25 protein-coding genes and 1 tRNA gene are annotated in these 26,771 nt (G+C 73.2%); 14 read left to right on the top strand and 12 right to left on the bottom strand.

The genetic code is table 11. From position 1 onward, the window contains the following. The first annotated feature begins 1 nt into the window (after position 1). The 14 genes from murJ (at position 2) to ACN261_RS20375 (ending at position 16,837) form a co-directional block, all read left to right on the top strand. Positions 2-1,672: a murein biosynthesis integral membrane protein MurJ gene (gene murJ / locus ACN261_RS20310; protein WP_425851566.1), complete on the top strand. Its 1,671-nt coding sequence runs from the start codon at positions 2-4 to the stop codon at positions 1,670-1,672. Then, positions 1,669-2,844 (top strand): glycosyltransferase family 4 protein, encoded by a 1,176-nt coding sequence (locus ACN261_RS20315; protein WP_425851567.1) that lies wholly within the window; start codon positions 1,669-1,671, stop codon positions 2,842-2,844. Before murJ ends, ACN261_RS20315 begins: the two co-directional genes overlap by 4 nt. Then, positions 2,844-5,240, top strand: a complete 2,397-nt coding sequence (locus ACN261_RS20320) for a hypothetical protein (RefSeq protein ID WP_425851569.1) — start codon at positions 2,844-2,846, stop codon at positions 5,238-5,240. Before ACN261_RS20315 ends, ACN261_RS20320 begins: the two co-directional genes overlap by 1 nt. 125 nt (positions 5,241-5,365) lie before the next feature. Beyond that, entirely contained in the window at positions 5,366-7,147 is a 1,782-nt protein-coding gene (locus ACN261_RS20325) for a CTP synthase (RefSeq protein WP_421481284.1), read from the top strand. Then, positions 7,144-7,749, top strand: a complete 606-nt coding sequence (locus tag ACN261_RS20330; protein ID WP_421481285.1) for an NUDIX domain-containing protein — start codon at positions 7,144-7,146, stop codon at positions 7,747-7,749. The genes ACN261_RS20325 and ACN261_RS20330 overlap by 4 nt, the downstream gene beginning before the upstream one ends. Before the next feature lie 341 nt (positions 7,750-8,090). Further along, complete coding sequence (gene ald / locus ACN261_RS20335) at positions 8,091-9,206, top strand: alanine dehydrogenase (RefSeq protein WP_425851572.1); 1,116 nt, start codon at positions 8,091-8,093, stop codon at positions 9,204-9,206. A gap of 68 nt (positions 9,207-9,274) precedes the next feature. Further along, on the top strand, positions 9,275-10,282 hold the full coding sequence (locus ACN261_RS20340) for a site-specific tyrosine recombinase XerD (protein WP_421481287.1): 1,008 nt from the start codon (positions 9,275-9,277) through the stop codon (positions 10,280-10,282). Between the two features lie 171 nt (positions 10,283-10,453). Next, complete coding sequence (locus ACN261_RS20345; RefSeq protein ID WP_088644512.1) at positions 10,454-11,377, top strand: ParA family protein; 924 nt, start codon at positions 10,454-10,456, stop codon at positions 11,375-11,377. Positions 11,378-11,517: 140 nt separating this feature from the next. Then, entirely contained in the window at positions 11,518-12,417 is a 900-nt protein-coding gene (locus ACN261_RS20350; protein ID WP_421486786.1) for a segregation and condensation protein A, read from the top strand. A gap of 326 nt (positions 12,418-12,743) precedes the next feature. Further along, positions 12,744-13,574 carry an SMC-Scp complex subunit ScpB gene (scpB, locus tag ACN261_RS20355; RefSeq protein WP_421486787.1) on the top strand — a complete coding sequence of 277 codons (831 nt, stop codon included), beginning with the start codon at positions 12,744-12,746 and terminating at the stop codon, positions 13,572-13,574. Continuing rightward, the gene (locus ACN261_RS20360; protein WP_421481288.1) at positions 13,561-14,331 is read left to right on the top strand and encodes a pseudouridine synthase; all 771 of its coding nucleotides are present in this window, start codon (positions 13,561-13,563) and stop codon (positions 14,329-14,331) included. Before scpB ends, ACN261_RS20360 begins: the two co-directional genes overlap by 14 nt. 183 nt (positions 14,332-14,514) lie before the next feature. Then, the gene (gene cmk / locus ACN261_RS20365; protein ID WP_204928589.1) at positions 14,515-15,195 is read left to right on the top strand and encodes a (d)CMP kinase; all 681 of its coding nucleotides are present in this window, start codon (positions 14,515-14,517) and stop codon (positions 15,193-15,195) included. After that, positions 15,192-16,589 carry a ribosome biogenesis GTPase Der gene (der, locus tag ACN261_RS20370; protein ID WP_363655968.1) on the top strand — a complete coding sequence of 466 codons (1,398 nt, stop codon included), beginning with the start codon at positions 15,192-15,194 and terminating at the stop codon, positions 16,587-16,589. Before cmk ends, der begins: the two co-directional genes overlap by 4 nt. 174 nt (positions 16,590-16,763) lie before the next feature. After that, positions 16,764-16,837: transfer RNA gene (locus ACN261_RS20375), tRNA-Pro, on the top strand. A gap of 84 nt (positions 16,838-16,921) precedes the next feature. On the opposite strand, the gene ACN261_RS20380 is transcribed toward ACN261_RS20375, so the two are convergent. The 12 genes from ACN261_RS20380 to ACN261_RS20435 form a co-directional block, all read right to left on the bottom strand. Next, positions 16,922-18,127: a tyrosine-type recombinase/integrase gene (locus ACN261_RS20380; RefSeq protein WP_425851575.1), complete on the bottom strand. Its 1,206-nt coding sequence runs from the start codon at positions 18,125-18,127 to the stop codon at positions 16,922-16,924. Then, positions 18,127-18,387: a helix-turn-helix transcriptional regulator gene (locus tag ACN261_RS20385; protein ID WP_425851577.1), complete on the bottom strand. Its 261-nt coding sequence runs from the start codon at positions 18,385-18,387 to the stop codon at positions 18,127-18,129. The genes ACN261_RS20380 and ACN261_RS20385 overlap by 1 nt, the downstream gene beginning before the upstream one ends. A gap of 252 nt (positions 18,388-18,639) precedes the next feature. Further along, positions 18,640-19,872, bottom strand: coding sequence for a DUF3631 domain-containing protein (locus ACN261_RS20390; protein ID WP_425851579.1), 1,233 nt, complete (start codon positions 19,870-19,872; stop codon positions 18,640-18,642). Continuing rightward, positions 19,869-20,765, bottom strand: a complete 897-nt coding sequence (locus ACN261_RS20395) for a bifunctional DNA primase/polymerase (protein WP_425851581.1) — start codon at positions 20,763-20,765, stop codon at positions 19,869-19,871. Before ACN261_RS20395 ends, ACN261_RS20390 begins: the two co-directional genes overlap by 4 nt. Positions 20,766-21,043: 278 nt before the next feature. After that, on the bottom strand, positions 21,044-21,283 hold the full coding sequence (locus ACN261_RS20400; RefSeq protein WP_425851582.1) for a hypothetical protein: 240 nt from the start codon (positions 21,281-21,283) through the stop codon (positions 21,044-21,046). Positions 21,284-21,416: 133 nt separating this feature from the next. Then, positions 21,417-23,321: a conjugal transfer protein TraB gene (locus tag ACN261_RS20405; RefSeq protein WP_425851584.1), complete on the bottom strand. Its 1,905-nt coding sequence runs from the start codon at positions 23,319-23,321 to the stop codon at positions 21,417-21,419. Between the two features lie 44 nt (positions 23,322-23,365). Continuing rightward, positions 23,366-23,752, bottom strand: coding sequence for a hypothetical protein (locus ACN261_RS20410; RefSeq protein ID WP_363655980.1), 387 nt, complete (start codon positions 23,750-23,752; stop codon positions 23,366-23,368). 148 nt (positions 23,753-23,900) lie between these two features. Continuing rightward, positions 23,901-24,371 carry a Pycsar system effector family protein gene (locus tag ACN261_RS20415; protein WP_425851586.1) on the bottom strand — a complete coding sequence of 157 codons (471 nt, stop codon included), beginning with the start codon at positions 24,369-24,371 and terminating at the stop codon, positions 23,901-23,903. Positions 24,372-24,466: 95 nt separating this feature from the next. Further along, positions 24,467-25,342 carry a DUF2637 domain-containing protein gene (locus tag ACN261_RS20420; protein WP_425851588.1) on the bottom strand — a complete coding sequence of 292 codons (876 nt, stop codon included), beginning with the start codon at positions 25,340-25,342 and terminating at the stop codon, positions 24,467-24,469. Then, positions 25,342-25,653 carry a hypothetical protein gene (locus ACN261_RS20425; protein WP_425853633.1) on the bottom strand — a complete coding sequence of 104 codons (312 nt, stop codon included), beginning with the start codon at positions 25,651-25,653 and terminating at the stop codon, positions 25,342-25,344. Before ACN261_RS20425 ends, ACN261_RS20420 begins: the two co-directional genes overlap by 1 nt. Positions 25,654-25,789: 136 nt before the next feature. Continuing rightward, positions 25,790-26,158 (bottom strand): RRQRL motif-containing zinc-binding protein, encoded by a 369-nt coding sequence (locus ACN261_RS20430; RefSeq protein WP_204962014.1) that lies wholly within the window; start codon positions 26,156-26,158, stop codon positions 25,790-25,792. Beyond that, positions 26,158-26,529: a DUF6284 family protein gene (locus ACN261_RS20435; protein ID WP_425851591.1), complete on the bottom strand. Its 372-nt coding sequence runs from the start codon at positions 26,527-26,529 to the stop codon at positions 26,158-26,160. The genes ACN261_RS20430 and ACN261_RS20435 overlap by 1 nt, the downstream gene beginning before the upstream one ends. Positions 26,530-26,771 lie beyond the last annotated feature (242 nt).

The following is a 26,771-nucleotide window of genomic DNA, read 5'->3' on the forward strand; positions in this document are numbered from 1 at the left end:
CGTGACCAGACCGGCCCCCCTCGCCGGCACCGGTCGGGTGGCCGGCGCCGCCGCCCTGATCGCCGTGCTCACCGTCCTGGCCCGGCTCGCCGGGTTCGGCCGGACCGCCGTGTTCACCTGGGTCGTCGAGGACAGCGACCTCGGTGGCATGTACGTCATCGCCAACACCATTCCCAACATCATCTTCGAGATCGTGGCCGGTGGGGCGCTGGCCAGTCTCGTCGTACCGCTGCTGGCCGGGCCGGTCGCGGCCGGTGACCGGCGGGCGGTAGCCGCGACCACCGGGGCGCTGCTGACCTGGACGGTGACCCTGCTGGTGCCGCTGGCGGCGCTGGTGGCGGTGTTCGCCGACCCGGTCGTGGCGGCGATCTCCGACGGGCGGTCCCCGGCGGAACTGGCCGCCGGGGCGCGGATGCTGCGGGTGTTCGCCCCGCAACTGCCGCTCTACGGCATCGGGATCGTGCTCACCGGGGTGCTCCAGGCGCACCGCCGGTTCGCCTGGCCGGTCGTCGCGCCGCTGCTGTCCAGCGTCACCGTCGTGGTGGTCTACCTGGTCTTCGGCGTCACCCAGGGGCGGGACACGAGCATCGCGCAGGTCAGCCGGGCCGGTGAGCTGATCCTCTCCGGCGGCACCACCCTCGGGGTGGTGGTGCTGTCGCTGTCGCTGCTGATCCCGCTGCGCCGCCTCGGGCTGACCTGGCGGCCCGGCTACGCGTTCCCCGCCGACGCGCGGGCCCGTGTCGGCGGGCTCGCCGTCGCCGGGGCGGTCACCGTCACCGCCCAGCAAATCGCCCTGGTGGTCATCCTCAACCGGGTCTCCGGCGGCCCGACCGGCTCCCCGCAGGTGTACAACCTGGCCCAGACCGTCTACCTGCTGCCCTGGGCGGTGCTGGCGGTGCCGCTGGCGGTCGCCGCGTACCCGGGCCTGTCGGCCGCCGCCGCGTCCGGCGACGAGCAGGGCTACCGCGCCACCGTCGCCTCGACCACCCGGGGGGTGCTGCTGTTCGGCTTCCTCGGCGCGGCGGCGCTGATCGGCACCGCCGAACCGGTCGGCCGGTTCTTCCCGCTCGGCGCGGAGCCGACCGCCGCCGCGATCGCCGGGTTCGCCCCCGGCCTGGTCGGCTACGGCCTGTTCGCGGTGCTGTCGCGGGCCCTCTACGCCCGGGGTGCCACCCGCGCCGCCACCGCCGCCATCACCACCGGCTGGCTGGTGGTGCCGCTGGTCGCGTTGCCGCTTGCGGCGCTGCTGCCGCGCGCCGACCGGGTGCTGGCCGTCACCCTGGCCAACTCCGTCGGCATGCTGCTGCTCGGGGCGCTGCTGGTCGTCGCGGTACGCCGCAGCGCCGGGCCGGCGGCGCTGGCCGGTTGCCGCCGGGCCGCCACCGCCGGCCTGCTGGCGGCGCTGGTCGCCGCCCCGGCCGGTGGGCTCACCGCCCGGCTGGCCGCCGGCGGCGGCACCCCGACGACAGCCGGGGCACTCGTGCAGGGCATGCTGTCCGGGGCCGTGGTCGGCGTGCTGTTCCTCGCCGTCGCCTGGCTGGTGGACCGGCGGGACGTCGGGCCGCTGCTCACCGGCGTGCGACGTCGGCTGGGCGGCCGGCGGGCGGCGGGTGACCCGCAGGACGGCGTTGCGCGCGACGCCGGTGACGGGAAGGAGACCCTCTCCCCATGACCGACGCGACGTCCGCCCCCGACGCCCGGGGCACGGTGGTGCTGCTGCTCGCCTCCAGCACCGGCGGGGTGGGCCAGCACGTCCGGTCGGTGGCGCGCGGGCTCGTCGAGGCCGGCCAGCCGGTGCTGGTCTGCGGCCCGGCCGCCACCGCCGAACAGTTCGACTTCACCGCCACCGGGGCCCGCTTCACCCCGGTGGAGATCTCGGCCAACCCGACGCCCGCCGACGCCCGCGCGGTCACCGCGCTGCGTCGCGCGCTGGCCGGTGAGCCCGTGCGGGTGGTGCACGCCCACGGGCTGCGCGCCGGGCTGGTCGCCGCGCTCGCCCGGCCCGCCGCGCCGCTCGTGGTCACCTGGCACAACGCGGTGCTCGCTGGCGGGCTGCGGGGGCGGCTGTCCCGGCTCGCCGAGCGGGTCGTCGCCCGGTCCGCCCGGGTCGCCCTGGGCGCCTCCACCGACCTGGTGCAGCGGGCCGCCGCGTTGGGCGCCGCCGACGCCCGGCTCGCCCCGGTCGCCGCGCCGGCCCTGCCCGCCCCGCGTCGCCGCCGCGCCGCCGTACGCGCCGAGTTCGGTGTCGCCGCCGGGCAGCCGCTGCTGCTCTCCGTCGGCCGGCTGCACCCGCAGAAGCGCTACGACGTGCTCGTCGACGCCGCCGCCCGGTGGCGTAACCGCACCCCGCCGCCGGTGGTGGTGATCGCCGGCAGTGGCCCCGCCTACCTGCCGTTGGCCGCCCGGATCTCCGCCGAGCGTGCCCCGGTGACGCTGCTCGGGCACCGTACCGACGTGGCGGACCTGCTCGCCGGGACCGACCTGGCGGTGGTGACCAGCGACTGGGAGGCCCGGCAACTGTTCGCCCAGGAGGCGCTGCGGGCCGGCGTACCGCTGGTGGCTACCGCCGTCGGTGGGCTGCCCGAGCTGGTCGGTGACGGTGCGCTGCTGGTGCCGCCCGGTGACGTCGACGCGGTCGACGCGGCCGTCCGGTCGCTGCTGGACGACCCGAGCCTGCGCGCCGACCTGGCGAAGCGGGGTGCCACCCGCGCCGCCACCTGGCCCACCGAGGCCGACACCGTCGCCGCGCTGCGGGCCCTCTACACCGAGCTGGACGCCGACCCGCCCGGCCGTGCCGGGGCGTCCGCCCCCGGCACCGACACCCCCTCGACGGGACGCGCCTGATGCTGCGCCGATTCACCCCGGTCCTGCTGACCCTGGTCGTGGTGGCGCTCGGGGTCACCGCCCTGGCCGCCCGCCCCGACAGCAGCCCACCCCGGCGCAGCGCCGACTACGTGGTGCTGGCCGGGGTGGCGGGGCTGCGCTGGTCGGATGTCGACCCGCAGAGCACCCCGACGCTGTGGCGGATGGCCCAGCAGGGTTCCATCGGTTCGTTGTCGACCCGTTCCGCGCACCGCCCGACGTGCCCGGTGGACGGCTGGCTCACCCTCGGCGCGGGCAGCTACGCCGGCTGGAACGGCAGCCGCCGCCCGGGCGGGTGTCCGCCGGCGTCGGTGACCGTGGAGCAGCCCGACGGGATCGGCGCGAACCTGCCCGACCAGGAGCGGGTGGTCGCCTACAACGCCGACCGGCAGCCGTGGGGCGCGGTGCCCGGTTCGCTGTCGGAGTCGGTGCGTTGCTCGGTGGCGGTCGGCCCCGGTGCCGCCGTCGCCGCCGCCCGACCCTTCGGTCGCGTCGACCGGTACGCCCCGGCGCTGCCGGCCGACCCGTCCGGGCTGCTCGGTTCGTGTGTGCTGAGCATCGTCGACCTGGGCACGGTCAGCGGCACCGACCCGGCCGACCGGCGGGCCGACGCCCGGCGGGCCGACGAGGCGTTGGCGAAGGTGCTGGCGGCCCGGCCGCAGCGGTCGCTGGTGCTGGTCGCCGGGGTGTCCGACACGGAGGCGCCAGCCCGGCTGCACGTGGTGGTCGCGGACGGCCCGGGGTGGGAGAACGGCTGGCTGACCTCCGCCAGCACGGGCCGGGAGGGCTACCTGCAACTGGTCGACCTGGCGCCGACGGCGTTGACGGCGCTGGGTCGGCCGCTGCCCGAGCGGTTGTTCCTGGGCCGTCCGGCGGTGAAGGTCGACGGTCGCCCGGACGACCTGGCCAGTGCCATCGCCGCGCCGGCCGACGCCGACCGGGAGGCCGCCGCCCAGCGGGCGGTGGCCGGCTGGTTCTTCGGGCTGCTCGCCGCCGCCCAGATCATCCTGGCGGTCGCGGTGCTGCCGTTGCTGCGGCGGGCGCGGCGGCTGGCCGGCCCGCACAGCCCGCCGCCGGTGTCGCCGCGGATCGTGGCGGCCGTGGAGCTGCTGCTGATCGCCGCCGCGTTGGCGGTGCCCGCGGCGCTGCTCGCCGACGCGGTGCCGTGGTGGCGGGGCGACCACGCGGGGGCCTACTTCGCGGTGGTGACGGTCGCGTTGATCGTCGCCGCGACGGCCCTGGTCCGGTTCACCCCCGGTCACGACCGGACCCTCGGCCCGCTCGGCGCGGTCGCCGGCCTGGCCACCCTGGTGGTCGGCGCGGACGTGCTCAGCGGGGCCCGGTTGCAGCTCAACGGGGTGGTCGGTTACTCGGCACTGGAGGGGGGCCGGTTCTCCGGTCTCGGCACCGTGGGCCTGGGGGTGTTCCTCGCCGGTTCGTTGCTCAGCGCCGGCTGGCTGGCGCAGCGGGTCCGCCGGCAGTGGCGGCCGATGGTGGTGGTGGCGGTCGGTGGGCTGGCCGTGGTGGTGGTCGGCAGCCCCTACCTGGGGGCCGACTCGATCGGGGCGATCGCGTTGACCGCCGGGGTGGCGGTGGCCGCCGCGATCAGCACCGGTGGCTGGCTGACGGTCAGCCGGTTGGTCTGGGCGACCATGGCCGGGTTGGCGTTGACCATCGGATTCGCGGTGGTGGACCTGCGGCGGCCGGTGGAGGAGCGGGGGGCGTTGGGACGGTTCCTGACCGCCCTGGGCGAGGGCACCGGCGGGTTGACCGTGCACCGGTCCAGCACGGCCAACTTCCAGACGTTGGTGAACAGCCCGTTGACGGTGCTGGCGCTGGTCGGTGTGCTGCTGGTGTGGTTCGCGCTGCTGCAGCCCTGGGGTGGGCTGATGCGGCTGTTCGGCATCTACCCGGCGATCCGGGCGGCGTTGGCCGGCACGGCCCTGGCCGCGGTGATCGCCGGGCTGCTCGGCGGTGCCGCGTTGGACGTGGCCGGGGCGGCCGCGGCACTGGTGGTACCGATGGCGGCACTGGCCTCGCTGCGGGTGCTGGACCACTCCACCGACCGCACCCAGCCGGGCAGCGGCCACCCGCGTCCGGACGGTCCGTCCGGTGGCCCGCCCGGCGGGAGCCCCACCGGCGGGCGACCCGACGACGGTGGGGCGGCCCGCGCGGGCGACGGCACCGACACCGCGACGGCCGCGTCCGACGGCGGCGGGACGGACGGGCCGGTCGACGACGGTGCCGGCGACCCGGACGTCGGGGCCCGGCCGGCGGGCCGCAGCGCACCGCGGGTGCCGGTGGCGCGGACCGCCGCGCCGCAGGTGTCGACCGCGACCGGGGCGGCGGCCGGCCCGGCCGGCGGCGGGACCGGTTAGCCCGAGGTCGGGTGCGACGCCAGGTGGCCCCGGGAGAGGTGTTACCGTGGAATCCCGTGGATCGCGTGATCACTTGATCGGCACGGCGGTTCGCACGACCGCTACGGACGACACGGGAGCAGGCCTTGGCCCCTTCAGCACGCACGACCCGGCACATCTTCGTCACCGGGGGCGTCGCCTCCTCGCTCGGTAAGGGCCTCACCGCCTCCAGCCTCGGCAATCTGCTCACCGCACGCGGGCTGCGGGTGGTCATGCAGAAGCTCGACCCCTACCTCAACGTCGACCCCGGGACGATGAACCCGTTCCAGCACGGCGAGGTGTTCATCACCGAGGACGGCGCGGAGACGGACCTCGACGTCGGGCACTACGAGCGGTTCCTCGACCGGGACCTCTCCGGCAAGGCCAACGTCACCACCGGCCAGATCTACTCCGACGTGATCGCCAAGGAGCGGCGCGGCGAGTACCTGGGCGACACCGTCCAGGTCATCCCGCACATCACCAACGAGATCAAGGCGCGGATCGTCGGCATGGCCGACCCGGACGCCGACGGCCAGATCCCCGACGTGGTGATCACCGAGGTCGGCGGCACCGTCGGCGACATCGAGTCGCTGCCGTTCCTGGAGGCGATCCGGCAGGTGCGCCACGACCTGGGCCGGGACAACTGCTTCTACCTGCACGTGTCGCTGGTGCCCTACCTCGCGCCGTCGGGGGAGCTGAAGACCAAGCCGACCCAGCACTCGGTGGCGCAGCTGCGCAACATCGGCATCCAGCCCGACGCGATCGTGCTGCGCTGCGACCGGGAGATCCCGGAGAAGCTGAAGCAGAAGCTGTCGCTCTACTGCGACGTGGACGCCGAGGCGGTCGTCGCCGCCCCGGACGCGCCGAGCATCTACGACATCCCCAAGGTGCTGCACCGTGAGGGGCTCGACGCGTACGTGGTGCGCCGGCTCGGCCTGTCCTTCCGGGACGTGGACTGGACCCGCTGGGACGACCTGCTGGAGCGGGTGCACCAGCCGCACCACACGGTCACCGTGGCGGTGGTCGGCAAGTACGTCGACCTGCCGGACGCCTACCTGTCGGTCAGTGAGGCGATCCGGGCCGCCGGGTTCGGCCACCGGGCCCGGGTGCAGCTGCGCTGGGTGCCCAGCGACGACTGTGTCACCCCGGCCGGTGCGGCGTCGGCGCTGGCCGGCGTGGACGGCATCGTCATCCCCGGCGGGTTCGGTGTCCGCGGCATCGAGGGCAAGATCGGCACGGCCCGGTACGCCCGGGAGAACGGGGTGCCGCTGCTCGGGCTCTGCCTCGGTCTGCAGTGCATGACCATCGAGGTGGCCCGCCACCTGGCCGGCCTGGACGCGGCGAACTCCCTGGAGTTCGACGAGGACGCCAAGCACCCGGTCATCGCGACCATGGCCGACCAGGAGGACATCGTCGCCGGCCGGGGTGACCTCGGCGGCACCATGCGGCTGGGGGCGTACCCGGCGACGCTTTCCGAGGGGTCGATCGTGGCCGAGGCGTACGGGGCCACCGAGATCAGCGAACGGCACCGGCACCGCTACGAGGTGAACAACGCCTACCGGGACCAGCTCACCAGGGCGGGCCTGCACATCTCCGGCACCTCCCCGGACGGCCGGCTGGTCGAGTTCGTGGAGCTGGACCGCAGCCTGCACCCGTTCTTCGTGGCCACCCAGGCGCACCCGGAGCTGAAGAGCCGCCCGACCCGCCCGCATCCGCTGTTCGCCGGGTTCGTCAAGGCGGCTGTGGCGTACTCGCAGGCCGACCAGCTGCCGGTGGACCTCGACCCGGCCCCCGGGGCGGCGACGCCCGAGACGACGAGGAAGACGCAGGCGGCGGCGAAGAACGCGGCCCGCAACGGCGCCCCGGCGACGGCGTCGTCCGCGTCGTGAGCGCCGTCGAGCACCGCTACGAGCTGCTGAACCGGGTGCAGCGCTACGCCGGGCGGATCTTCACCGTGGTCACCGACGAGGTGACCATGCCCGGTGGGGGCACCGCCACCCGCGACTACGCCCGGCACGTCGGCGCGGTCGCCGTGGTCGCCCTCGACGACGCCGGTCAGGTGGTGCTGGTGCGGCAGTACCGGCAGCCGGTCGGCCGGCACCTGTGGGAGCTGCCCGCCGGGTTGATGGACGTCTCCGGGGAGGACCTGCCGGTGGCCGCCGCCCGGGAGTTGGCCGAGGAGGCCGACCTGACCGCCGCCCGGTGGGACCTGCTGGTCGACGTGCACACCTCGCCGGGTTTCTCCGACGAGGTGGTCCGGGTGTTCCTCGCCCGCGAGCTGGCCGAGGTGCCCGTCGGGCAGCGGCACGAGCGCCACGACGAGGAGGCCGACCTGCAGGTCGTCCGGATCGACCTGGATGAGGCGGTCGGTATGGCGTTGGCCGGGGAGATCACCAACGGTCCGTGCGTGGCCGGGCTGCTGGCCGCCGCGCGGGCCCGTGACGCCGGCTGGTCGGTGCTGCGCCGCGCCGACACCCCGCTGCACCGCTGAATCGGGTACGCCGACAGGGGCCGTCGCGGTACGCCGCGCGGCCCCTGTGTCGTCCGCCACCCCGGTCGGCCCGCTGTGTCACGACGTCGTTGCGGGAGCGTTTCCCGTGCGGCGGTCGGGGCCGCGCGGTGCGACGATGGGTGTGACGCCGAACGGCTGGCCTACGCGGTATGCCTGACACACCGTCAGGCGCACCGGGCACCGGTTGTCACTGTGCCGCCCGTCGGGGGCCGGCGGCACGCCTAGACTGCCGCCGGCGGGAACGGTGGACCGCGTCGGCAACGGAGCCGGCGGGGCACCGCGCAGTCCGGGGTGCGGCACCCCGGAGGAAGGTGTCTCACGTGAAGGTCGGAATCCCCCGCGAGGTCAAGAACCACGAGTACCGCGTGGCGATCACGCCGGCGGGCGTCAACGAGTTCGTCCGCCACGGTCACCAGGTCTTCGTCGAAGCCGGCGCCGGTGTCGGGTCCAGCCTCACCGACGACGAGTTCGCCGCCGCCGGGGCCACCATCCTCGGCACCGCCGACGAGGTGTGGGACACCGCCGAGCTGGTGCTGAAGGTCAAGGAGCCGATCGCCGAGGAGTACCACCGGATGCGCGCCGGGCAGGTGCTCTTCACCTACCTGCACCTGGCCGCGTCCAAGGAGTGCACCGACGCGCTGGTCGACCGGAAGGTCACCGGCATCGCCTACGAAACCGTCGAGCTGCCCGACCGGTCGTTGCCGCTGCTCGCTCCGATGTCCGAGGTGGCCGGCCGGCTCGCCCCGCAGGTCGGCGCGTACCACCTGCAGCGGCAGGGCGGCGGGCGGGGCATCCTGATGGGCGGCGTCTCCGGGGTGTACGCGGCGAAGACCGTCGTCATCGGCGCGGGCGTGTCCGGGATGAACGCCGCCGCGATCGCGCTGGGCCTGCAGGCCGAGGTGCTGCTGCTGGACAAGAACGTGGCCCGGCTGCGGCAGGCCGACGCCATCTACCGGGGACACCTGCAGACGGTCGCCTCCAACGCGTACGAGATCGAACGGGCGGTGCTCGACGCCGACCTGGTCATCGGCGCGGTCCTCGTCCCCGGTGCGAAGGCCCCGACGTTGATCTCCAACGAGCTGGTGTCCCGGATGAAGCCGGGCAGCGTGCTGGTCGACATCTCCATCGACCAGGGTGGCTGCTTCGAGGACTCCCGCCCCACCACCCACGCCGAGCCGACCTACCAGGTGCACGACTCGATCTTCTACTGCGTGGCGAACATGCCCGGCGCGGTGCCGCACACCAGCACCTACGCGCTGACCAACGTCACCCTGCCGTACGCACTGGAGCTCGCCGACCAGGGCTGGCGCGACGCGCTGCGCCACGACCCGGCCCTGGCGCTGGGCCTGAACACCCACGACGGTCAGGTCGTCTACGGCCCGGTCGCCGAGGCCCACGGCATGGCCACCCTCCCACTGGACGAGGTGCTGGCCTGACCCGGCCGACGACGCACGCCCCGGCACCCGACGTCGTGTCCCGCGCGGCCGCGGACGGGGTGCCGGGGGTGGCAGGTGACGGGGCCGGGGTGGGCGGGGAGCCCGCGCCGGCCCTGCGGCGGGCCGTGCGCGGCTACCTCGACCACCTCACCGTCGAGCGGGGACTGTCGACCAACACCCTCACCTCGTACCGGCGGGACCTCGATCGGTACCTGGACACCCTGGCCGCCGCCGGGGTGCGCGACCTGGCCGCCGTCGACGCCCGGCAGGTCGAGGCGCACCTGGCCCGGCTGCGCGCCGGCGACGACGACCATCCGCCGCTGGCGGTGACCTCGGCCGCGCGGGCCGCGTCCGCCGTGCGCGGGCTGCACCGGTTCGCCGTCCGCGAGGGCCTGGCCGGCGACGACCCCAGCCGCGACGTGCGCCCACCCACCCCGGCCCGCCGGCTGCCCCGGGCGCTGCCGGTCGACGACGTGGTCCGGCTGCTGGAGACGGCCGGCCCGGTCACCGCCACCGGCGACGGGGCGGCCCTGACCCTGCGCGACCGGGCGCTGCTGGAGTTCCTGTACGGCACCGGCGCGCGGATCTCCGAGGCGGTCGGCGCGGCCGTCGACGACCTGGACGTCGACGAGGGCACCGCCCTGCTGCGCGGCAAGGGTGGCCGTACCCGGCTGGTGCCCATCGGCGGGTACGCCGTCGACGCGCTGCGCGCCTACCTGGTGCGGGCCCGGCCGACGCTGGTGGCCGCCGGGCGGGGCACCCCGACGGTGTTCGTCAACGCCCGGGGCGGGCCGCTGACCCGGCAGGGGGCGTGGACGGTGCTGCGGCGGGCCGCCCGCCGGGCCGGACTGCCGGTGGACGGGCCGCAGGCGGTCTCCCCGCACACCCTGCGCCACTGCTACGCCACCCACCTGCTCGACGGCGGCGCGGACGTGCGGGTGGTGCAGGAGTTGCTCGGCCACGCCTCGGTCACCACCACCCAGGTGTACACGTTGGTCACCGTGGACCGGCTCCGCGAGGTGTACGCCACCAGCCACCCCCGCGCCCGCGACGCGGACCCCCCGCCGGCCCGCTGACCGGCCGCTATGCCCGACACGCCGGACCGGTGCCGAACGCGCTGGTCGTCGGTGGCGTAGAGTCGGCATCGGCGCGGACCTCCTGGGCGACAACCGGGGTGCGCAGCGGCGCTGCGAAGGACGTCGGAGTGTTCCGACGCCGGGTGGTCGTCGGGAGGGGGCAACGAGGACATGGCTGGCAACGGTGACCGTGCCGACGCCTGGACGTCGGAGCTCCGTGAGCAGCAGGCGTCGCTCGGCGCCGACCTGGGCCCGGCCGATCCGGCCGCCTACACGATGCGCAAGCCGATCCCCGAGCCGATGCCCACCGACCGGCACGGTCCGGCCCGGATCATCGCGATGGCCAACCAGAAGGGTGGCGTGGGTAAGACCACCACCACCATCAACCTGGGCGCGGCCCTGGCCGAGTACGGCCGCAAGGTGCTGCTCGTCGACTTCGACCCGCAGGGCGCGCTGTCGGTGGGCCTGGGGGTCAACCCGCACAACCTCGACCTGTCCGTCTACAACCTGCTCATGCAGGACGACGTCATCGCCGAGGACGTCCTGATCAAGACGGACGTGGCGGGTCTGCACCTGCTGCCGGCCAACATCGACCTGTCGGCCGCCGAGATACAGCTGGTCAACGAGGTCGCCCGGGAGATGGCCCTGGCCCGGGTCCTGCGGACCATCCGCAAGGAGTACGACTACATCCTGATCGACTGTCAGCCCTCGCTGGGCCTGCTGGCGATCAACGCGCTGACCGTCGCGCACGGCGTGCTCATCCCCCTCGAATGCGAGTTCTTCAGCCTGCGCGGGGTGGCGCTGCTGCTCGACACCATCGACAAGGTGCGCGAGCGGCTCAACTTCGACCTGGAACTCGAAGGCATCCTCGCCACCATGTACGACAGCCGCACCACCCACTGCCGGCAGGTGCTGCAACGGGTGGTCGAGGCGTTCGGCGACAAGGTCTACCAGACCGTCATCACCAAGACGGTCAAGTTCCCCGAGTCCACGGTGGCCGGTGCGCCGATCACCACCCTCGACCCGGCCTCCTCGGGGGCCCGCAACTACCGGCAGTTGGCCCGTGAGGTGATCGCGGCCCAGGCCGACCGGTAGGTCGGGGTGCACGCCGGGGCGTCCCGGACGGCGACGACGTCCGGGGCGTGGACTACGGTCGTCCGGTGACCGCGCCGCCGCTCGACCCGCCGACGACCCCGCAGCAGCCGCCCGTGCTGGCCGCCGAGGTCGCCGCCGACGTGGCCACCGACCCGGCGGGGGTGCCGCAGGCCGGGCAGAGCGGCGGCTTCACCGTGCGGCTGGCGAACTTCACCGGCCCGTTCGACCTGCTGCTGCAGCTGATCAGCAAACACAAGCTGGACGTCACCGAGGTGGCGTTGCACACCGTCACCGACGAGTTCATCTCCTACCTGCGCGCCATGGGCGACGAGTGGGACCTCGACGAGACCAGCGAGTTCCTGCTCGTCGCCGCCACCCTGCTCGACCTGAAGGCGGCCCGGCTGCTGCCGTCGGCCGAGGTGGAGGACGAGGAGGACCTCGCCCTGCTGGAGGCCCGGGACCTGCTCTTCGCCCGGCTGCTGCAGTACAAGGCGTACAAGGAGGCGGCGGCGCACATCGCCGAACTGGAGGCCGTCGGCGGGCGACGCTACCCGCGGGCGGTGACCCTGGAGGCCCGGTACGCCGAGGCCCTGCCCGACCTGGTGCTCGGCATCGGCCCGGAACGGCTGCGCACGCTCGCCGTGCGGGCGATGACCCCGAAGCCGGTGCCCGAGGTGTCCATCGCGCATGTGCACCTCGTCCGGGTCAGTGTCCGGGAACACGCGGCGGTCATCGCCGAGCGGCTACGCCGGGCCGGGGTCGCCACCTTCGCCCTGCTCTGCGCCGACTGCGAGATCACCCTGGAGGTGGTGGCCCGCTTCCTGGCCCTGCTGGAGCTGTACCGGGAGGGGCTGGTCGCGTTCGTCCAGGAGGAGGCCCTGGAGGAGCTGACGGTGCGCTGGACCGGCCCCGCCGACGGTGGCGCCGACCTGCACGTCGACGAGTACGCCGGCAGCCCCGCCGACCCCGACCCGGCCGGGCCCGCCACCGACACCCCGGCCGCCGCCCCGCCCACCCCGGTGACTGCGCAGGAGAACTGATGAGCGACGAGGAGCGCCGGGACTCGCTGGCCGACCAGGCCGCCGCCTGGATTCCCCCGTGGGAGCGGCCCGCCCCGCAGCGCAAGCCCGCACCCGGCGCGCCGGACCCCGGGGTCGAGGACGCTGCCGTCCCGTCGGAAACGGACACCGTCCCCGAACTCCCCGCTGCGGCGGCACCGCCCGCAGTCGACGCTGCCGATCCCGACGCTGCCGATTCTGCTGCGGCCGGTCCGGAGACGGCCGCGCCCGAGGGCGTGGACGCTCCCGGTGTGCCCGGAACGGACCCGGTTTCCGGGCTGCCCGCGCCAACGGCATCGGCCGACCCGGTGTCGGCCGGCCCGGTGTCCGCCGACCCGGTGTCGGCCGGCCCGGCAGCGGCCGACGCCGAAACGACAGACGTCGGGACGGCCGGTTCCGAGCGTGCTGCCGGCGGGACACCCGATCCCGAACCGGGCGAGGACGTGACCGCAGCCGCCACCGCAGCCGGTGGGGCGGGTGGCAGCGACGCCGGGCCGGAGGCCGCGGGGGAGCGGGGTGCGGCGGGCGTACCGAAGCGGCAGCCGGGGGGACGACGGCGGGTGACGGTCGTCCCGCCGCCGGCACCCGAACTCGACGACGTGGAGCTGCGCGGCGCGTTGGAGGCCATCCTGCTGGTGGTCGACGAACCGGTCAGCGAACTGGTGCTGGCGCAGGTGCTGGAGCAGCCGCCGGAGCGGATCGGGCCGGTGCTCGACGACATCGCGGCCGGCTACACCGCCGCCGGGCACGGGTTCGAGCTACGCCGGGCGGCCGGCGGGTGGCGGCTGTACACCAGGCCGGAATACGCGACGTACGTGGAACGGTTCGTGTTGGACGGGCAGTCGGTCCGGTTGACCCAGGCCGCCCTGGAGACACTCGCGGTGGTCGCCTACAAGCAGCCGGTGACCCGGGGTCGGGTGTCGGCCATCCGGGGTGTCAACTGTGACGGGGTGCTCCGTACCCTGGTCTCCCGGGGGTTGGTCGAGGAGTGCGGCGCCGAACCGGACAGTGGGGCGTTCCTCTACCGGACCACCACGATGTTCCTGGAGAAGCTGGGCCTGGACTCGGTCGCCGACCTGCCCCCGCTCGCCCCGTTCCTCCCCGACGACGTAGAAGAGCTTGCCGATGCCACGCGATAACCGTTCCCCCAAGTCCGACGCCCCCGTGTACGAGGGTGCCGAGCGCCTGCAGAAGGTGCTCGCCGCCGCCGGCGTCGGTTCCCGACGTGCCTGCGAGGATCTGATCTTCCGGCGTCGGGTGACCGTGAACGGGCGGGTCGCCCAGCTCGGGGACAAGGTCGACCCCGCCACCGCCGTGATCCACGTCGACGGGGAACGCCTGCAGGCCGACAACCGCCTGGTGTACGTGGCGATGAACAAGCCGCGCGGGGTGGTCACCACGATGGCCGACGAGAAGGGCCGCAACGAGCTGGCCGAGTTCATCGGCAACCGGGTCGAGCAGCGGGTCTACCACGTCGGGCGGCTCGACGCCGACAGCGAGGGCCTGCTGCTGCTCACCAACGACGGCACCCTGACCCACAAGCTGATGCACCCGTCGTACCAGGTGCTCAAGACCTACCTGGCCGAGGTGGCCGGGCCGATCCCGCGTAACCTCGGCAAGCGGCTGCTGGCCGGCGTCGAGCTGGAGGACGGGCCGGTCAAGGTCGACTCGTTCAAGGTGGTGGACACCCTGGGACGGACCGCCCAGGTGGAGCTGAGCCTGCACGAGGGACGCAAGCACATCGTCCGGCGGCTGCTGGCCGAGGTCGGGCACCCGGTGTCCCGGCTGGTGCGTACCTCGATCGGGCCGATCAAGCTCGGTGACCTGCGCACCGGGCGGATCCGGCGGCTGACCAACGCGGAGGTCGCCGCCCTGTTCAAGGCCGTGGGTGACTGACCCCGTCTGAGCGGGTAGGTGTGCCGGTAGGCTTCCACGCGGCCGACGGGCCGGTGGTGGCGTGCGCCGCACCGGCGGCGCGGAGAGACCCGCGAGGCGCGGGATGATGGACGACGATGGACGACCGCTCGACGGCGTCGGGACGACCGGCGACCTGAGAGATACGGGCTGAGGAGGACAACGGTGGAGGAAAACGTACGGGCCGGGCGCTGCGTGGTCGCTGTGGACGGGCCGTCCGGTTCGGGTAAGTCCACCGTCTCGCGGCGGCTCGCCGCCGGCCTCGGTGCCCGCTACCTGGACACCGGTGCGATGTACCGGGCGATCACCTGGGCGGTGCTGCGTTCCGGCGTCGACCTGGCCGACGCCGCCGCGGTGGGCAAGGTCGCCGAGGAGGTCGAGCTGCGCATCGGCACCGACCCCCAGGGGTACGGCGTGACCGTCGACGGGGTGAACGTCGACCGGGAGATCCGGGGTCCCGAGGTGACCGGCGCGGTTTCCGCGGTGGCCGCCGTCCCGGCGGTGCGGGCGCTGCTCGTGGCCCGGCAGCGGGAACTGATCACCCACGCCGGCCGGATCGTCGTCGAGGGTCGGGACATCGGTGCCGTGGTGGCCCCCGACGCCGACCTGAAGGTCTACCTGACCGCTTCCGAGGCGGCCCGGGCCCGGCGACGCAGTGCCGAGGACGCCGTCGACGTCGCGGCGACCGCCGCGGACCTGGCCCGCCGGGACCGGCTCGACTCCACCCGCACGGTCGACCCACTGCGGCAGTCCGCCGACGCCGTCGAGCTCGACACCACCGAGCTGGGCATCGACGAGGTCGTCGACCGGCTGCGTGGGCTGCTCACCGAGCGGGGAGTGGCATGAGCGACGGATGGGTGGAGCTGCGCGAACCGGACGTCGAGGTCGACGAGCCGACCGGTCCGCAGCCGGTGGTGGCCGTGGTCGGCCGCCCCAACGTGGGTAAGTCGACGCTGGTCAACCGGATCATCGGCCGCCGGCAGGCGGTCGTCGAGGACGTCCCCGGGGTGACCCGGGACCGGGTGCCCTACGACGCGCAGTGGAACGGCCGTTCGTTCACCGTGGTGGATACCGGCGGTTGGGAACCAGACGCGAAGGACCGGGCGGCGGCGATCGCCGCGCAGGCCGAGACGGCGGTGCTCACCGCCGACGTGGTGATCTTCGTGGTCGACGCGATGGTCGGCTCGACCGACGTGGACGAGGCCGCGGTGCGGATGCTGCGGCGCAGCGCCAAACCGGTGATCCTGGTGGCCAACAAGACCGACAACAGCGCCATCGAGTTGGAGGCCACCTCGCTGTGGTCGCTGGGGCTCGGCGAGCCGCACCCGATCTCCGCCCTGCACGGCCGAGGCTCCGGGGAACTGCTCGACGCCATCCTCGACGCCCTGCCCGAGGCCCCGAAGATCGTCGAGAACCGGCCGCGCGGCCCCCGCCGGGTGGCGCTGGTCGGCCGGCCCAACGTCGGCAAGTCCAGCCTGCTCAACCGGTTCTCCGGTGAGGAACGGGCGGTCGTCGACTCGGTCGCCGGCACCACCGTCGACCCGGTGGACAGCCTCGTCGAGATCGGCGGCGAGACCTGGCAACTGGTCGACACCGCCGGGCTGCGCAAGCGGGTCGGCAAGGCCAGCGGCACCGAGTACTACGCCAGCCTGCGCACCGCCGGGGCGATCGAGGCGGCCGAGGTGGCGGTGGTGCTGCTCGACTCCAGTGAGCCGATCAGCGAGCAGGACCAGCGGATCCTCACCATGGTCGTCGAGGCCGGCCGGGCCCTGGTGATCGCCTTCAACAAGTGGGACCTGGTCGACGCCGACCGCCGGTACTACCTGGACAAGGAGATCGACCGGGAGCTGCGCCGCATCCCCTGGGCGATCCGGCTCAACCTGTCGGCGCAGACCGGCCGGGCCGTCGACAAGCTCGCCCCCGCGCTGCGCAAGGCGCTGGAGAGCTGGGAGACCCGGGTGCCCACCGCACAACTCAACCAGTGGCTCACCGCCCTGGTGCAGGCCACCCCGCACCCGGTGCGCGGCGGCCGGGCCCCGAAGATCCTCTTCGCCACCCAGGCGGGTGTCTCCCCGCCCCGGTTCGTGCTGTTCACCACCGCACCCCTGGACGCCGGCTACCAGCGTTTCGTCGAGCGCAAGCTCCGCGAGGAGTTCGGCTTCGAGGGCAGCCCGGTGGAAATCTCGGTACGCCCCCGCAAGAAGCTCGGCCCCGGCGGTCGGGGCAAGGCCCACGGCTGACCGTCACCGGACGAGGGCTGCCGCTCCTCCCTCGGGAGAACGGCAGCCCCCTTTCCTAGGATGCTCTAGGGGTGGTGGCGGTGCGCACCGGCGCGGCGGGGGGCTGTGCGCGCGGTGCGAAGATCCTGCGCTAAGCTGTACCGGCTGCCGCGGGGGAAACCACGCGGGGAGCATCGGGACGTGGCGCAGCTTGGTAGCGCACTTGACTGGGGGTCAAGGGGTCGTCGGTTCGAATCCGGCCGTCCCGACAGCGCGAAAAGAGGCCGTCGACCGGGGCATACGCCCTGGCCAACGGCCTCTAATTCGTACTGGGGCAGTGGGGATTCCGTGATCTAGACGGCGCGTAGCTGGGGACCACCTGGGGACCGGCGAGCCTTCAAATGGGCGCTGAGCGCCGTCCCTGCGTCGGTGATCGACTGCCGGTCAGGGTGCAGATACCGCTGTGTCGTGGTCAGCGACCCGTGGCCGGCAATTTTCCGTAGGACGTGCACCGGAACCCCTGCGTCGGCCATCCAGGTCAGCCCGGTGTGCCGTAGGTCGTGCCGCCGCAGGTGTTCGTAGCCGAGCTTCGTCACCACCTCGTCCCAATGGGTCGCGTCCCGCAGCACGGCGGTGCTGATCCGGCCACCGCGCGGCCCGGTGAACAGCCGGGAGTGTGGCGCGGTCACCGAGTCCAGGCGGCGGGCGACGATCGGTCGCACTTCCTCGATGAGCGGCACCATCCGCGCGCGTTTCCCCTTGGTGCCCTTGTCGATCAGACCACCGGGGCCGGGTGTGGTCTGCCGGCGCACGGTCCACATCCACGATTCCCGGTCGATGTCCTCGGCGCGGACGCCGGACACCTCCCCGATCCGTGCGGCGGTGCACGCGGCGAAGATCGTCACGTCGCCCCATCCGGGAAACATGTTTGCGGACCTCTCGACCAGGGCTGCGGCGAGTCCGGTCAGTGCTTCCCAGTGCGGCAGGGCCAGGGTGCGCGGGTCGTCCAACTCGTCTTCGGCCCGCTGGTATTCGCGCTGCCACCCGGTGACCTGTGCGGGATTCCGCGCGATGATGCCGTCGCGTACGGCCTGCTGCATCACCCGGACCAGCACGGCAAGGCTGTTCTTGACCGTCGATCGACTGCACTCGTCGGCAATCCAGCCGTGCACGGCCCGATCTACCGCGCCGTTGGTAATCATGCGAATCGGAATGTGGCCAAGTGCTGGCACCACCCGTTTACGCCAACCGGCAAGGTACGGGTCGAGCGTCTTGCGTTCCAGGCCACGCAGGGCCAGCGTCATCACGCTGTCGCCGTACTCGGCCAGTCGCTTTGTCGCGGCAAGCGGGTCGACGCCACCCTGTGCCGCGCTGACCATGGCGTCGAGCCACGCCTGTGCCTCTTCGGGTGTCGCCACCGCTTCGGACTTGGACAGCCGGCGTTTGGTCGTCGGGTCGACCCACCGGACGCGTGCCCGGTAGGAGCATGCGCGGTCTGGCCGAAACTCGATGTCGGTGGCGAGCGGTACGCCGATCGGCGGTTGCTGAGGAAGGGCCATCAAGCTGCCTTCGGGTAGACCCGGCGGGCGCTCAGCCACCGCTCTACGTCGGCCGTCACGTACTTCACGACCCGGTCGGAAATCTGGATGAACGGCGGTCCCTGCAAGGGCGGGACGGTGCGCCAGCGGCGGATGGTCGACGGGTCGACGTCGAGCAGCACGGCAAGTTCCTCGGTGGACATGAACGGCTTGGACGAGAGTCGGATGGTGTCGTCTTCCTTCGGCGTAGCGGGCATCTCCGGTGAGGGATTCTGCGTCACGAGTCGCACGGTGAGCGCCTTTCGGTCGACAGACGGCGTCAGCGATCGGGGGGAGGTGTCGATGCAGCGGGGTGCAGAACGGCCCGCTGAGAGCGCCGTAGGGCTACGGCTGGCGACTTCTCAGCGGGCCGTTCTGCTGGTTGGCTTCCCGGTGCGGCGGTGGGGTGCCGCCAGGGCCGGGGGTATCCGTCCCATCCGTACCAAGCTCGTTTTGCCTGTTCAGGGCTGGTACTGATTGGTTTCTGGTACGGATTAATGCGTACCGGGGACGGTGGCGGGGGTGCGTCGTGGTACGGATCGATCCGTACCAGTGGGGTAATCCGTACCGGGGATGACCTGCGGAAACGAGGTTGGTACGGATGGTACGGATACCCCGGTGGCAGGGGTTTCGGGTCCGGGGCAGTAGCGCTGCCAGGCGTCGGTGAAGGCGTCGCGGGTGTAGCCCTTGGCCTGTCCGACGGTGAAGCGGATCGTCTCGGAGCGGATCTCGAAGTCGCGGAGCAGGTCGCCGAGTTTCTTGCCGGTGAGTCCGTTGGGTCCGCTGTCGGCCCAGGGTGCTTCGGGGTCGCTGTTGAGTGCGGTGAGCAGGTCGGCGGTGGGTGCGGCGGTGGGGTCGCCGAGGGTGGTGAAGGCGGTGCGGATGTCGGCGAGCAGTCGCACCCGGTGGGAGACGTTGCCGGCTTCGTCGGCTTCGGCGGTCAGGACGGTGACGGCCTGCCGGACGCGTGCCGGCCAGGTGCCCCCGGCCAGGTCGGCGACGGCCACGAGGGGTTCCCAGGTGTCGGCGGCCCGGTCCTCTACCGGCATCGGTGGTTCCGCGGCTTCGAGCGCGGTGAGGTTGGCGCGAAGCCACCCGGCCAACTGCTGCGCGACCTTCCGCAGGGCGGGGCCGTCACGGCGGTGTCGGTAGGGGGCGACTTTCTCGCCGGGTGCGCGGCGGCGCATGCGGATGACGACGGCGCGGTCTTCGATGGTGTCGGGCATCGCGCCGATGCCGGCAAGAGCGGCCATGGCGAACGTGGGGATCTTCTCCAGGCTCTGCGTGTTGTTGTCCCACCGGATCGCGGGCCGGTTGCGCTGGTGGCCGGCGTTGAGGAGTCCGCGTAGGTCTTCGTTGGCGTCGGCGTTCTTCCCGCCGAACAGGGTGTCGGCCTCATCCACGAGCAGGGTCGGCGGCTGTCCGGTGCCGATGGCCCGGTAGACGGCGGCGGGTGAGGCGTTGACGGTGATGAGGGGGTCGTGGCAGCAGCCCTCCACGATGTCGAGCAGCCGCGATTTCCCGCACCGCTTCTCCGGCGCGCGAATGACCAGCCGTGGCGCGTGTGCCCAGGCGGCTTGGGCGTGGGTCGCGGCGATCCACAGCGCCACCGCGTCGACCGCCTCGGGGCTGGGCAGGATCACGTACTTGGTGAGGCAGCCGTGCAACTGGTCGAGAATCGCCGCACCGTCTACGGGCTGATCTACGGTGCTGGTTGGCTGGTTCATGCGGCAATCCCTTCGGCACGGAAGCCACCGGTGATGGCGGCGCGAATGTCCCGGTCGGTCTGCTCTGCCTGGTGGCCGGCGGTGGTGAGCGCGGCTACCGCGTCGTCGTGGCTGATCGCGTTGACCGCGACCATGCGGGCGACGCCTCGGGCTGCGCCGTAGAGGGTGGTCCGGCGGCTGCCCTGCGGGGCGGTGGCGACCGCGTGCAGGTGTGCGGCCAACAGTCGGTCGGGGTGGGAGATGCCCTCCGCCTCACGGGTGCTGGTCGGCGTGTGCGCCGGGACCGGGTTCGGTGGGGGCGGGGCGGGTCGGCAGGCGTCGACCAGCGCGGGGGGCATCTCCTGCATCTCCCTGCGCGGCGCCCACCGGTACGGGCGGCCCGTGCGCGGGTGCACGCTCGGCGGCAGCACCACGTAACCGCCGTCGCCCTTGACGTCGATGCCGGGGCCGAGTCCCTGCCCCGGCTTGCCCTGACTGCACGGCACCGGTTGTCCGGGGTGCCGGTAGTACAGATGCAGGCCGCCCGACCCGGTGACCACGTAGGCGGTGGGCGGCAACAGCCCAGCGGCGATGAGCGTGTTCATGGTGTCCCTGCCGCCGTGTGCGGGGTCGACGTCGACCACGACGGTGCCGGACGCGGCACCGGTACGCAGGGCGAGCTGCCCGGTAGGGACGGCGGCCACGATCGCGGCGACCCGTTCCGAATCGGTGGTGGCGGCGTAGAAGCCGTGACAGGTCAGGCACACGCAGCCTTCCCGGTCGTGGTCGGGGCCGGCGGTGGTGCAGGGCTGGCAGTTGGCGACGGGTCGTTTCGAGCGGGCGAGCATGAACACGGGCCACCCGCGTTCGGCGTAGGTGAGTGCGGGGGCGACCAGGGCAGGCGTGTCGGGCATGGCGCTCCTCTCGGGTTGGTTCAGGGACGTCGATGGGGGCTCGGGCCGTCCGGCGAGGGCGTTGGGGGTGTGGGCCGGGCAGCGTGGCCCTTGCAGGTAGGGGCGGACACCGTCGGGGTGGTGGCAGTAGCGCCGTTCCGCACCGATCCAGTGCCCGCACCGGGTGCCGTGCGGGGGCATCAGGCCGCTCCTTCCCGGGTGCGGCGTGACGATGGCCAGTGCCGGGCGGGCACTGGCCATTCATGGGGTGAGGGCGCGAAGCGCGCCGTTCAGAGGTGTTAGCGGTGGGGCCGCAGCAGCGCCCAGAGGACGAACACGACGACGGCCACGACCACCGCGACGGCCAGAAGCCAGCCACTGAGGTCGCGCAGGAGCCACCCGGTGACGCGGGCACGGGCGAGGGTGGCGTCGGCGTACCAGGCGACGCGTTCGACGCGACGGCCGAGGGGGACACCGAGGGTGATGCCGAGGATGGTGCCGAGGGCGAGCGCGGTAAGCGCGATGGTGGCCGGGTTCATTGATCTGCTCCTGTGGGTGGGCAGGGTGGGGTGGTCGTGAATTGCACGTGTACTTCACGGCGGGTTTGCCTAGGTGGGGGCCGTGTAATCGGCGTGTACTTCACGCCGATTACACGGCCGGCGCGGTGGGTGGTCAGGTGGTGCGCAGGATGCGGTAGCGGCCGTTGCGGCTGACCGGCATCAGCAGGGGTTCGTGACCGACGGTGAGTTCTTTGAGGGCTTTGGTGAGCCAGGCTGCGCCGTAGCCGGTCGCGGCGAGCACGTCGCCGAAGTCTGCCGGCCGGACCTCGGTGTGCCCTTGCTCGGCGAGGGCGGTGAGGTGTTGGCGGAGCAGGGTGCGAGCCTGTTCGGGGCCGACCTGCTTCGGCAGGGCGAGGGCGAACCGTCGTGGGGTCGGGGTGGTGTCGATCTCCTGGGAGGGGTCGACGTCGTCGGGTGGGTCGTTGGGGTTGACGCCGGGGCGGGTGGCCATGGCCGGTACCTCCTGGCCGTCGTCGTTGTCGGTCGGGCGGACCGTCGCGGCGACCGGCCCAGCGGTCGCGGTGGTGGGGGTGGTGGGCATGACGGGGGCGAGGGCTTTCGCGGTGATGGGGTCGAGGGGTCGGCGCACGGGTGCCCAGCCGGTGACGGCTTCGGCGAGGTCCGCGCGCTGCGCCAGTTCGGCGCGGCAGGGGATCGGCCACCGGTGGGTGGGGATGCCGGGGGATTCGATGTAGAGGTAGCCGGGTTTGCTGCTGCCCCACGTCTGCGGTGACGCTCCGGCGTCGACCGTCTCCCCGGTCAAGGCCAACGACGGGTCGTCGCGGCTGTCGATGCCGAAGCACACGTTCGTGGCGAACTGCGACCGTAGGGAGGTGGGGGCGCGGTCGTGGGTCCAGCGTTGCTGGGACAGTACGAGGCAGATGCCGGCCGACCGGGCGCGTTCGGCGACCTGGACGAGGGCCGGGTGACCGGACCACGCGGCTGATTCCTCCACCCACACCGTGAGGTGCGACAGCGAGCAACCGGGCATCCACTCGGTCAGGTCTTCCCGACCGAGGGCTTCGGTGCGGGCGGGGATGACCTGCTCGGCGAGGACGTCGAAGAACGCTTCCGCGTGGTCGTCTTCGGTGACCAGCAGCGTCAACCCGCCCTTGAGCGGCTTGACGGTCTGGTCCCGCTTGACGGTGTCGACCACGATCAACGCGCCGTCGGTGCGGGTCAGGTAGTCGGTCATGACCACCAAAGCCCACTCGGTCTTCCCCGAACCGGTCATGCCGGTCGCGCGCACGTGGGTGGCGGGACGGACCCCGGGCCGACCGGTGAGCGATAACCCGACCGGCTCCCCGTCCTCAGCCAGACCGAACCGCAACGGCGCATCCCCCACCGACCGGCCGGGGGCGGACGGGCCGGCCCACGCGATGGTGTCGCGGAGCTGGTCGACCGGCACGACTTCGATGTGGCCGGTGCGGACGCTGTCGGGGTTGCGGTGCACCCGCACCGCCGTCGGCGCGACGTCGAGTGCCGACGCGATGGATTCGCGGGAGCCTTCGACGTCGGCGAGGGTGTCGCCGTGGGGCATGGCGACCGACGCGCGGACCTTCGCCCCGTCGACCTTCGGCCGTCCGATCCGCGCATCCCGCAGAGCGGCGACCGTCTCGGCGAGCCCACCGCCGGTGGTGGTGGGTTGTTCGTCGGGGTTGGCCTTGGCCATCAGCCGCATGACCGCGACCGCGACGGAGGCGACGACGGTGCCGCCGGCCCACACGTCGAGCCAGGGGCGTTCCCAGGGTGCGCCGATGGTCGCGCCGAGCGCCCACGCCGACCCGGTCGCGGTGAGCAGGGTGGACACTCGCTGCCGGATGACACCCCGTGCGCGGCCGGTGGCCCAGGTGAGGGCGGTGAGTCCGCCACCGGCGGCGGTGATGCCGGCGGCGGCCCACGGGTTGGTGCCCCACCAGTGATGCGACGCGGCGGCGGCCGGCCACGCGAGGAGGCACCCGGCGGGGCAGACGAGGTAGGGAAGGGCAGCCGACCGAAGGTCGACGCTGTAGGACATCGGGGCAAGCCCACCGTGGCGGGGCATCCTCGTGCGGCGGCCCATCAGCGGCCACCCCCGCTGCCGGTGGTGAACCGGAACCCGTCGCGGCGCGGCTTGTACCCGACGGCTTCCAGCTCGGGCAGGTACACGGCTTCGAAGCGGGTCGACGCGGTCACGATGTACTGCGACGCGGTGACGAGGGCTTCGGAGGCGTGGGTGATGGGGCGGGCGACCTGCCGGGCGCGAGCGCGGCCGGTGAGTCCGCCGACCATGATGCCGCCGCCGACGACACGCAGCCGGGCGTCGAGTTCGGAAGCGGTCACGCCGAGTTCTAGGGCAGCGGCGTGCAGGATACGGCGGGTGGAGTTGAACCACTCCACCAACGCCACGTTGTCGGTCAGAGCGTCGGCACCCGTGAAGATGCCACGTTCCTGAGGCATGCCTGCCATGCTGTGGTTCTCCTTCAGTGGGAGGGCCGGGCGCGGGTTCGTTTCCAGGCGGTACCGCGTCCGGCGCAAAACTGGGGTGGTGCGGGCCGGTCGACCCCCGCACCCACCCGCCCGGGGGGGGAGCGGGTGGGCACGGCCGGGAAACCGGTCAGCCGAGCAACAGGGCCAGAGCAGCCGTGAACGCGGTGCTGACCAGGCCGGCCAGCAGCAGATCCACGGCGGTGCGGACCCGCCGGTACTTGCGGACGGCGGTGCGGGACAGCCAGACGAGGTGGTGCGCGCGTTCGGCGGCGGCGGTCAGCGGCGGGGCGGTGGCCTCGGCCATCAGGTCCCCCGGCGCGGTGGTGGCGTAGCGGACCAGGCCGTGACCACCACCGAGGCACGGCCGCACCGCACCTGCGAGCAGTGCCACCGCCGTACCGACCAGGGTGACCGTGACCACCCCGGCGGCCAGCGCGAGGCCGGGCAGGTCGGTGCGGGCCAGGATCGCCACGCCGACCGTCACCGCCGCACCGGCGACGGCCATCAACGTGGACGCTTTGCTGTCGGCGCGGGCGAGTTCGGTGCGGACTTCGGTGATCCGGTCGGTGAACCAGGCCGGGTCGGGTACTGGCACCATCAGAGGTGCCCTCCTCTCATATGAGGGGTTGGGTGACCGGACCGGCGGCACAGCACAGGTTTCTCAGGCCATCAGGGCTGTGCCGCCGGGCGGGGTCAGGTACGACTGCGACGGCTGGTCACCAGCAGCGCGGCCGACGCCATCACCATCAGCCCATCGACAGCGAGAGGGCCGATGGCGATGGTGAGCGGGTCCTCGCCGAAGTGGGCCAGCAGCCCGGACAGGTGCCGGTAGGACACGACAGCGGCGACCACCGCGACCGGCAGCACCCCGGCTACCCGGGCGAACACCGAACTGGCTCCGTTGCCCCAGGGGATGCGGGTCAGGATTTCCACCGTCACGAACAAGGCGACCGGCCAGAACACCGACAACGCCACCGCCAACGGCGACGGAGACCACCCCGGGTCCGGTACCCACCCGGCGGGCGCACCGTGGGGCGACTTCGGCAGGTAGGTGTGGGCGATGTTCGCCGCGATCGACACCACCCCACCCAGGATCACCCCGACATAGGCCCACCCCCGCCCCGACGGACGACCAGCGGCCCGGGTGCTGGTCGGGGCGGTGGTGATGTTGGAACCCGGGTCTGCGGCGGGTACTGCCTGCCCCGACGCGACCTCGTGTGCCTCGGTCCCGTCCGGGGCCGTGCCCGGTGCGGTCGGGTCGTGCGGCACCGGGGCCGTGAGCGCGTCCGGCGCGGGCGGGTCGACCGCGTCGGCGTCCGGGTGCGGGTCCAGGTCGACCGGCGGCGAGTCGGCGGCACCCGGGTCGGTGCCGGTCGGGGTGGGGTCCGGGTCGACCGGGGGGCGGGTCAGCCGGTCGATGATGGCGTCTGCCTTCGGACCGCCCACCCGCAACTCGGTCTTGATCCGGTTCCGCGACGGCACCGCGCCGAGACGGGCCACCAGGGCGTGCGCCTCGGGCATCAACTCGTCCACCGACCGGGGGTAGATGCTCAGCGTCGGCGCGGTCATCAGGCCACCGCCAGCGCGGCGAGCCGGTCAGCCGTCGACGCGTCGAGCGCTGGGGTCGGGTCGGTGTACTCGGTGGCGGAGGCGTAGAACTCCCAGCCGTGCCACGTCGGGTAGGCGTTCATCCGCCGGTACGCGCGGCCGTCGTCGGCGGTGTCGGTGTGCTCGGCGGTCAGCATCTCCGGGTCGTTGAGTCCGGCCGAGTCCAGCCACGACGTCAGGGCGGCGACACTGGCGAACTCGACGGCCAGCGACGTGCCGTCGGAGTGGAAACGGATGGAGGTCGGGTCGGCCAGCAGGATCAGTTCGGCCATCACGGCGCGACGGGTCTTGCGGGCGGTCATCGCAGCGTCTCCTTCACGGTCGGGGTGGCGTGGTTGAGGGCGTGGGCCAGGGCGAACGGGGCGAGCATCACCAGCGGCCCGCCCAGCAGGATCAGGAACAGCCAGATCACGAGGGGACTCCTTCGAAGCAGTCAAGGCACTCGCCCAGCGAGCGCGGGATGTAGTAGGGGCGCACCCGGCCGCAGATGCGGCAGGTACGGCGGGCCAGCAGGGCGGCGCGGACGGCGCGAAGTTGGGCGGGGGTGGCGGTGCGCTTCGGCCGGGCCAGATCGACCCGGTACAGGTACGCGGCGCGGGTGCCGCCGACGCCACGCCAGAGCACCTGAGCGGCGATCGGCTGACCGGCGGGCCGCAGGCCGGCGGCGCGGAGTTGACGGCGGGTGGCGTAGCCGGGCGGGGCACCCTGCCACCAGTAGGTGGGGATGCCGTACCGGTTGCCGTCCGGGTCGTTGTAGGCGGCGCGGATGCGGGACATCAGGCCGCGCGAGGCAGGCCGGCCCGGCACCCGTCGTCGGCGCGGTGGAGAACCTGCTCGCCACCGCAGCCGGGGCAGCGCACGATCTCGCAGTCGTGGCCGCAACCGGTCCGGCCGACCACCGCCAGGCGGTGAGGCACGCACCCATCGGCGTGCCAAGGCGGGCGAACCGCCGTCGTGGCGGCGCGGGTGACGCGAGCTTCGGCCCGGCGCAACCTGCGCCAGTCCAACGGCGACGGGCCGCCCCGGTCGTCGGCGTAGAACAGGCTGATCTCAGCGTCGAGCACGTCCAACTCAGCGGCGATCAACGGCCACTCGGCGTCGATCGCGGCCAGGTCAACCGGGGTCGGGTCCATCTCGGCGGGGGTCACTTCGATCGGTTCCTCTCGGTACGGCGAGAACGCGACGGCTGCGGGCAGGCCCGGCAGCTGCTCTCGTCAGGGGCCAGCGGAGCGAGCACCCCGCACGCCGTGCAGGTACGCCAAATGGCGCGGCTCTTGCTGGTGACACGCACACACGCGGCAATCACGGACATAGCGGGATCACCTCTCCCCACAGGGTCAGGTCAGATGGACAAATCCCCCGATCCTTGCCGGTCGGGGTGACACGTGAT

This window comes from Micromonospora sp. WMMD723 (genome assembly GCF_049863385.1).
GTDB lineage: Bacteria > Actinomycetota > Actinomycetes > Mycobacteriales > Micromonosporaceae > Micromonospora > Micromonospora wenchangensis.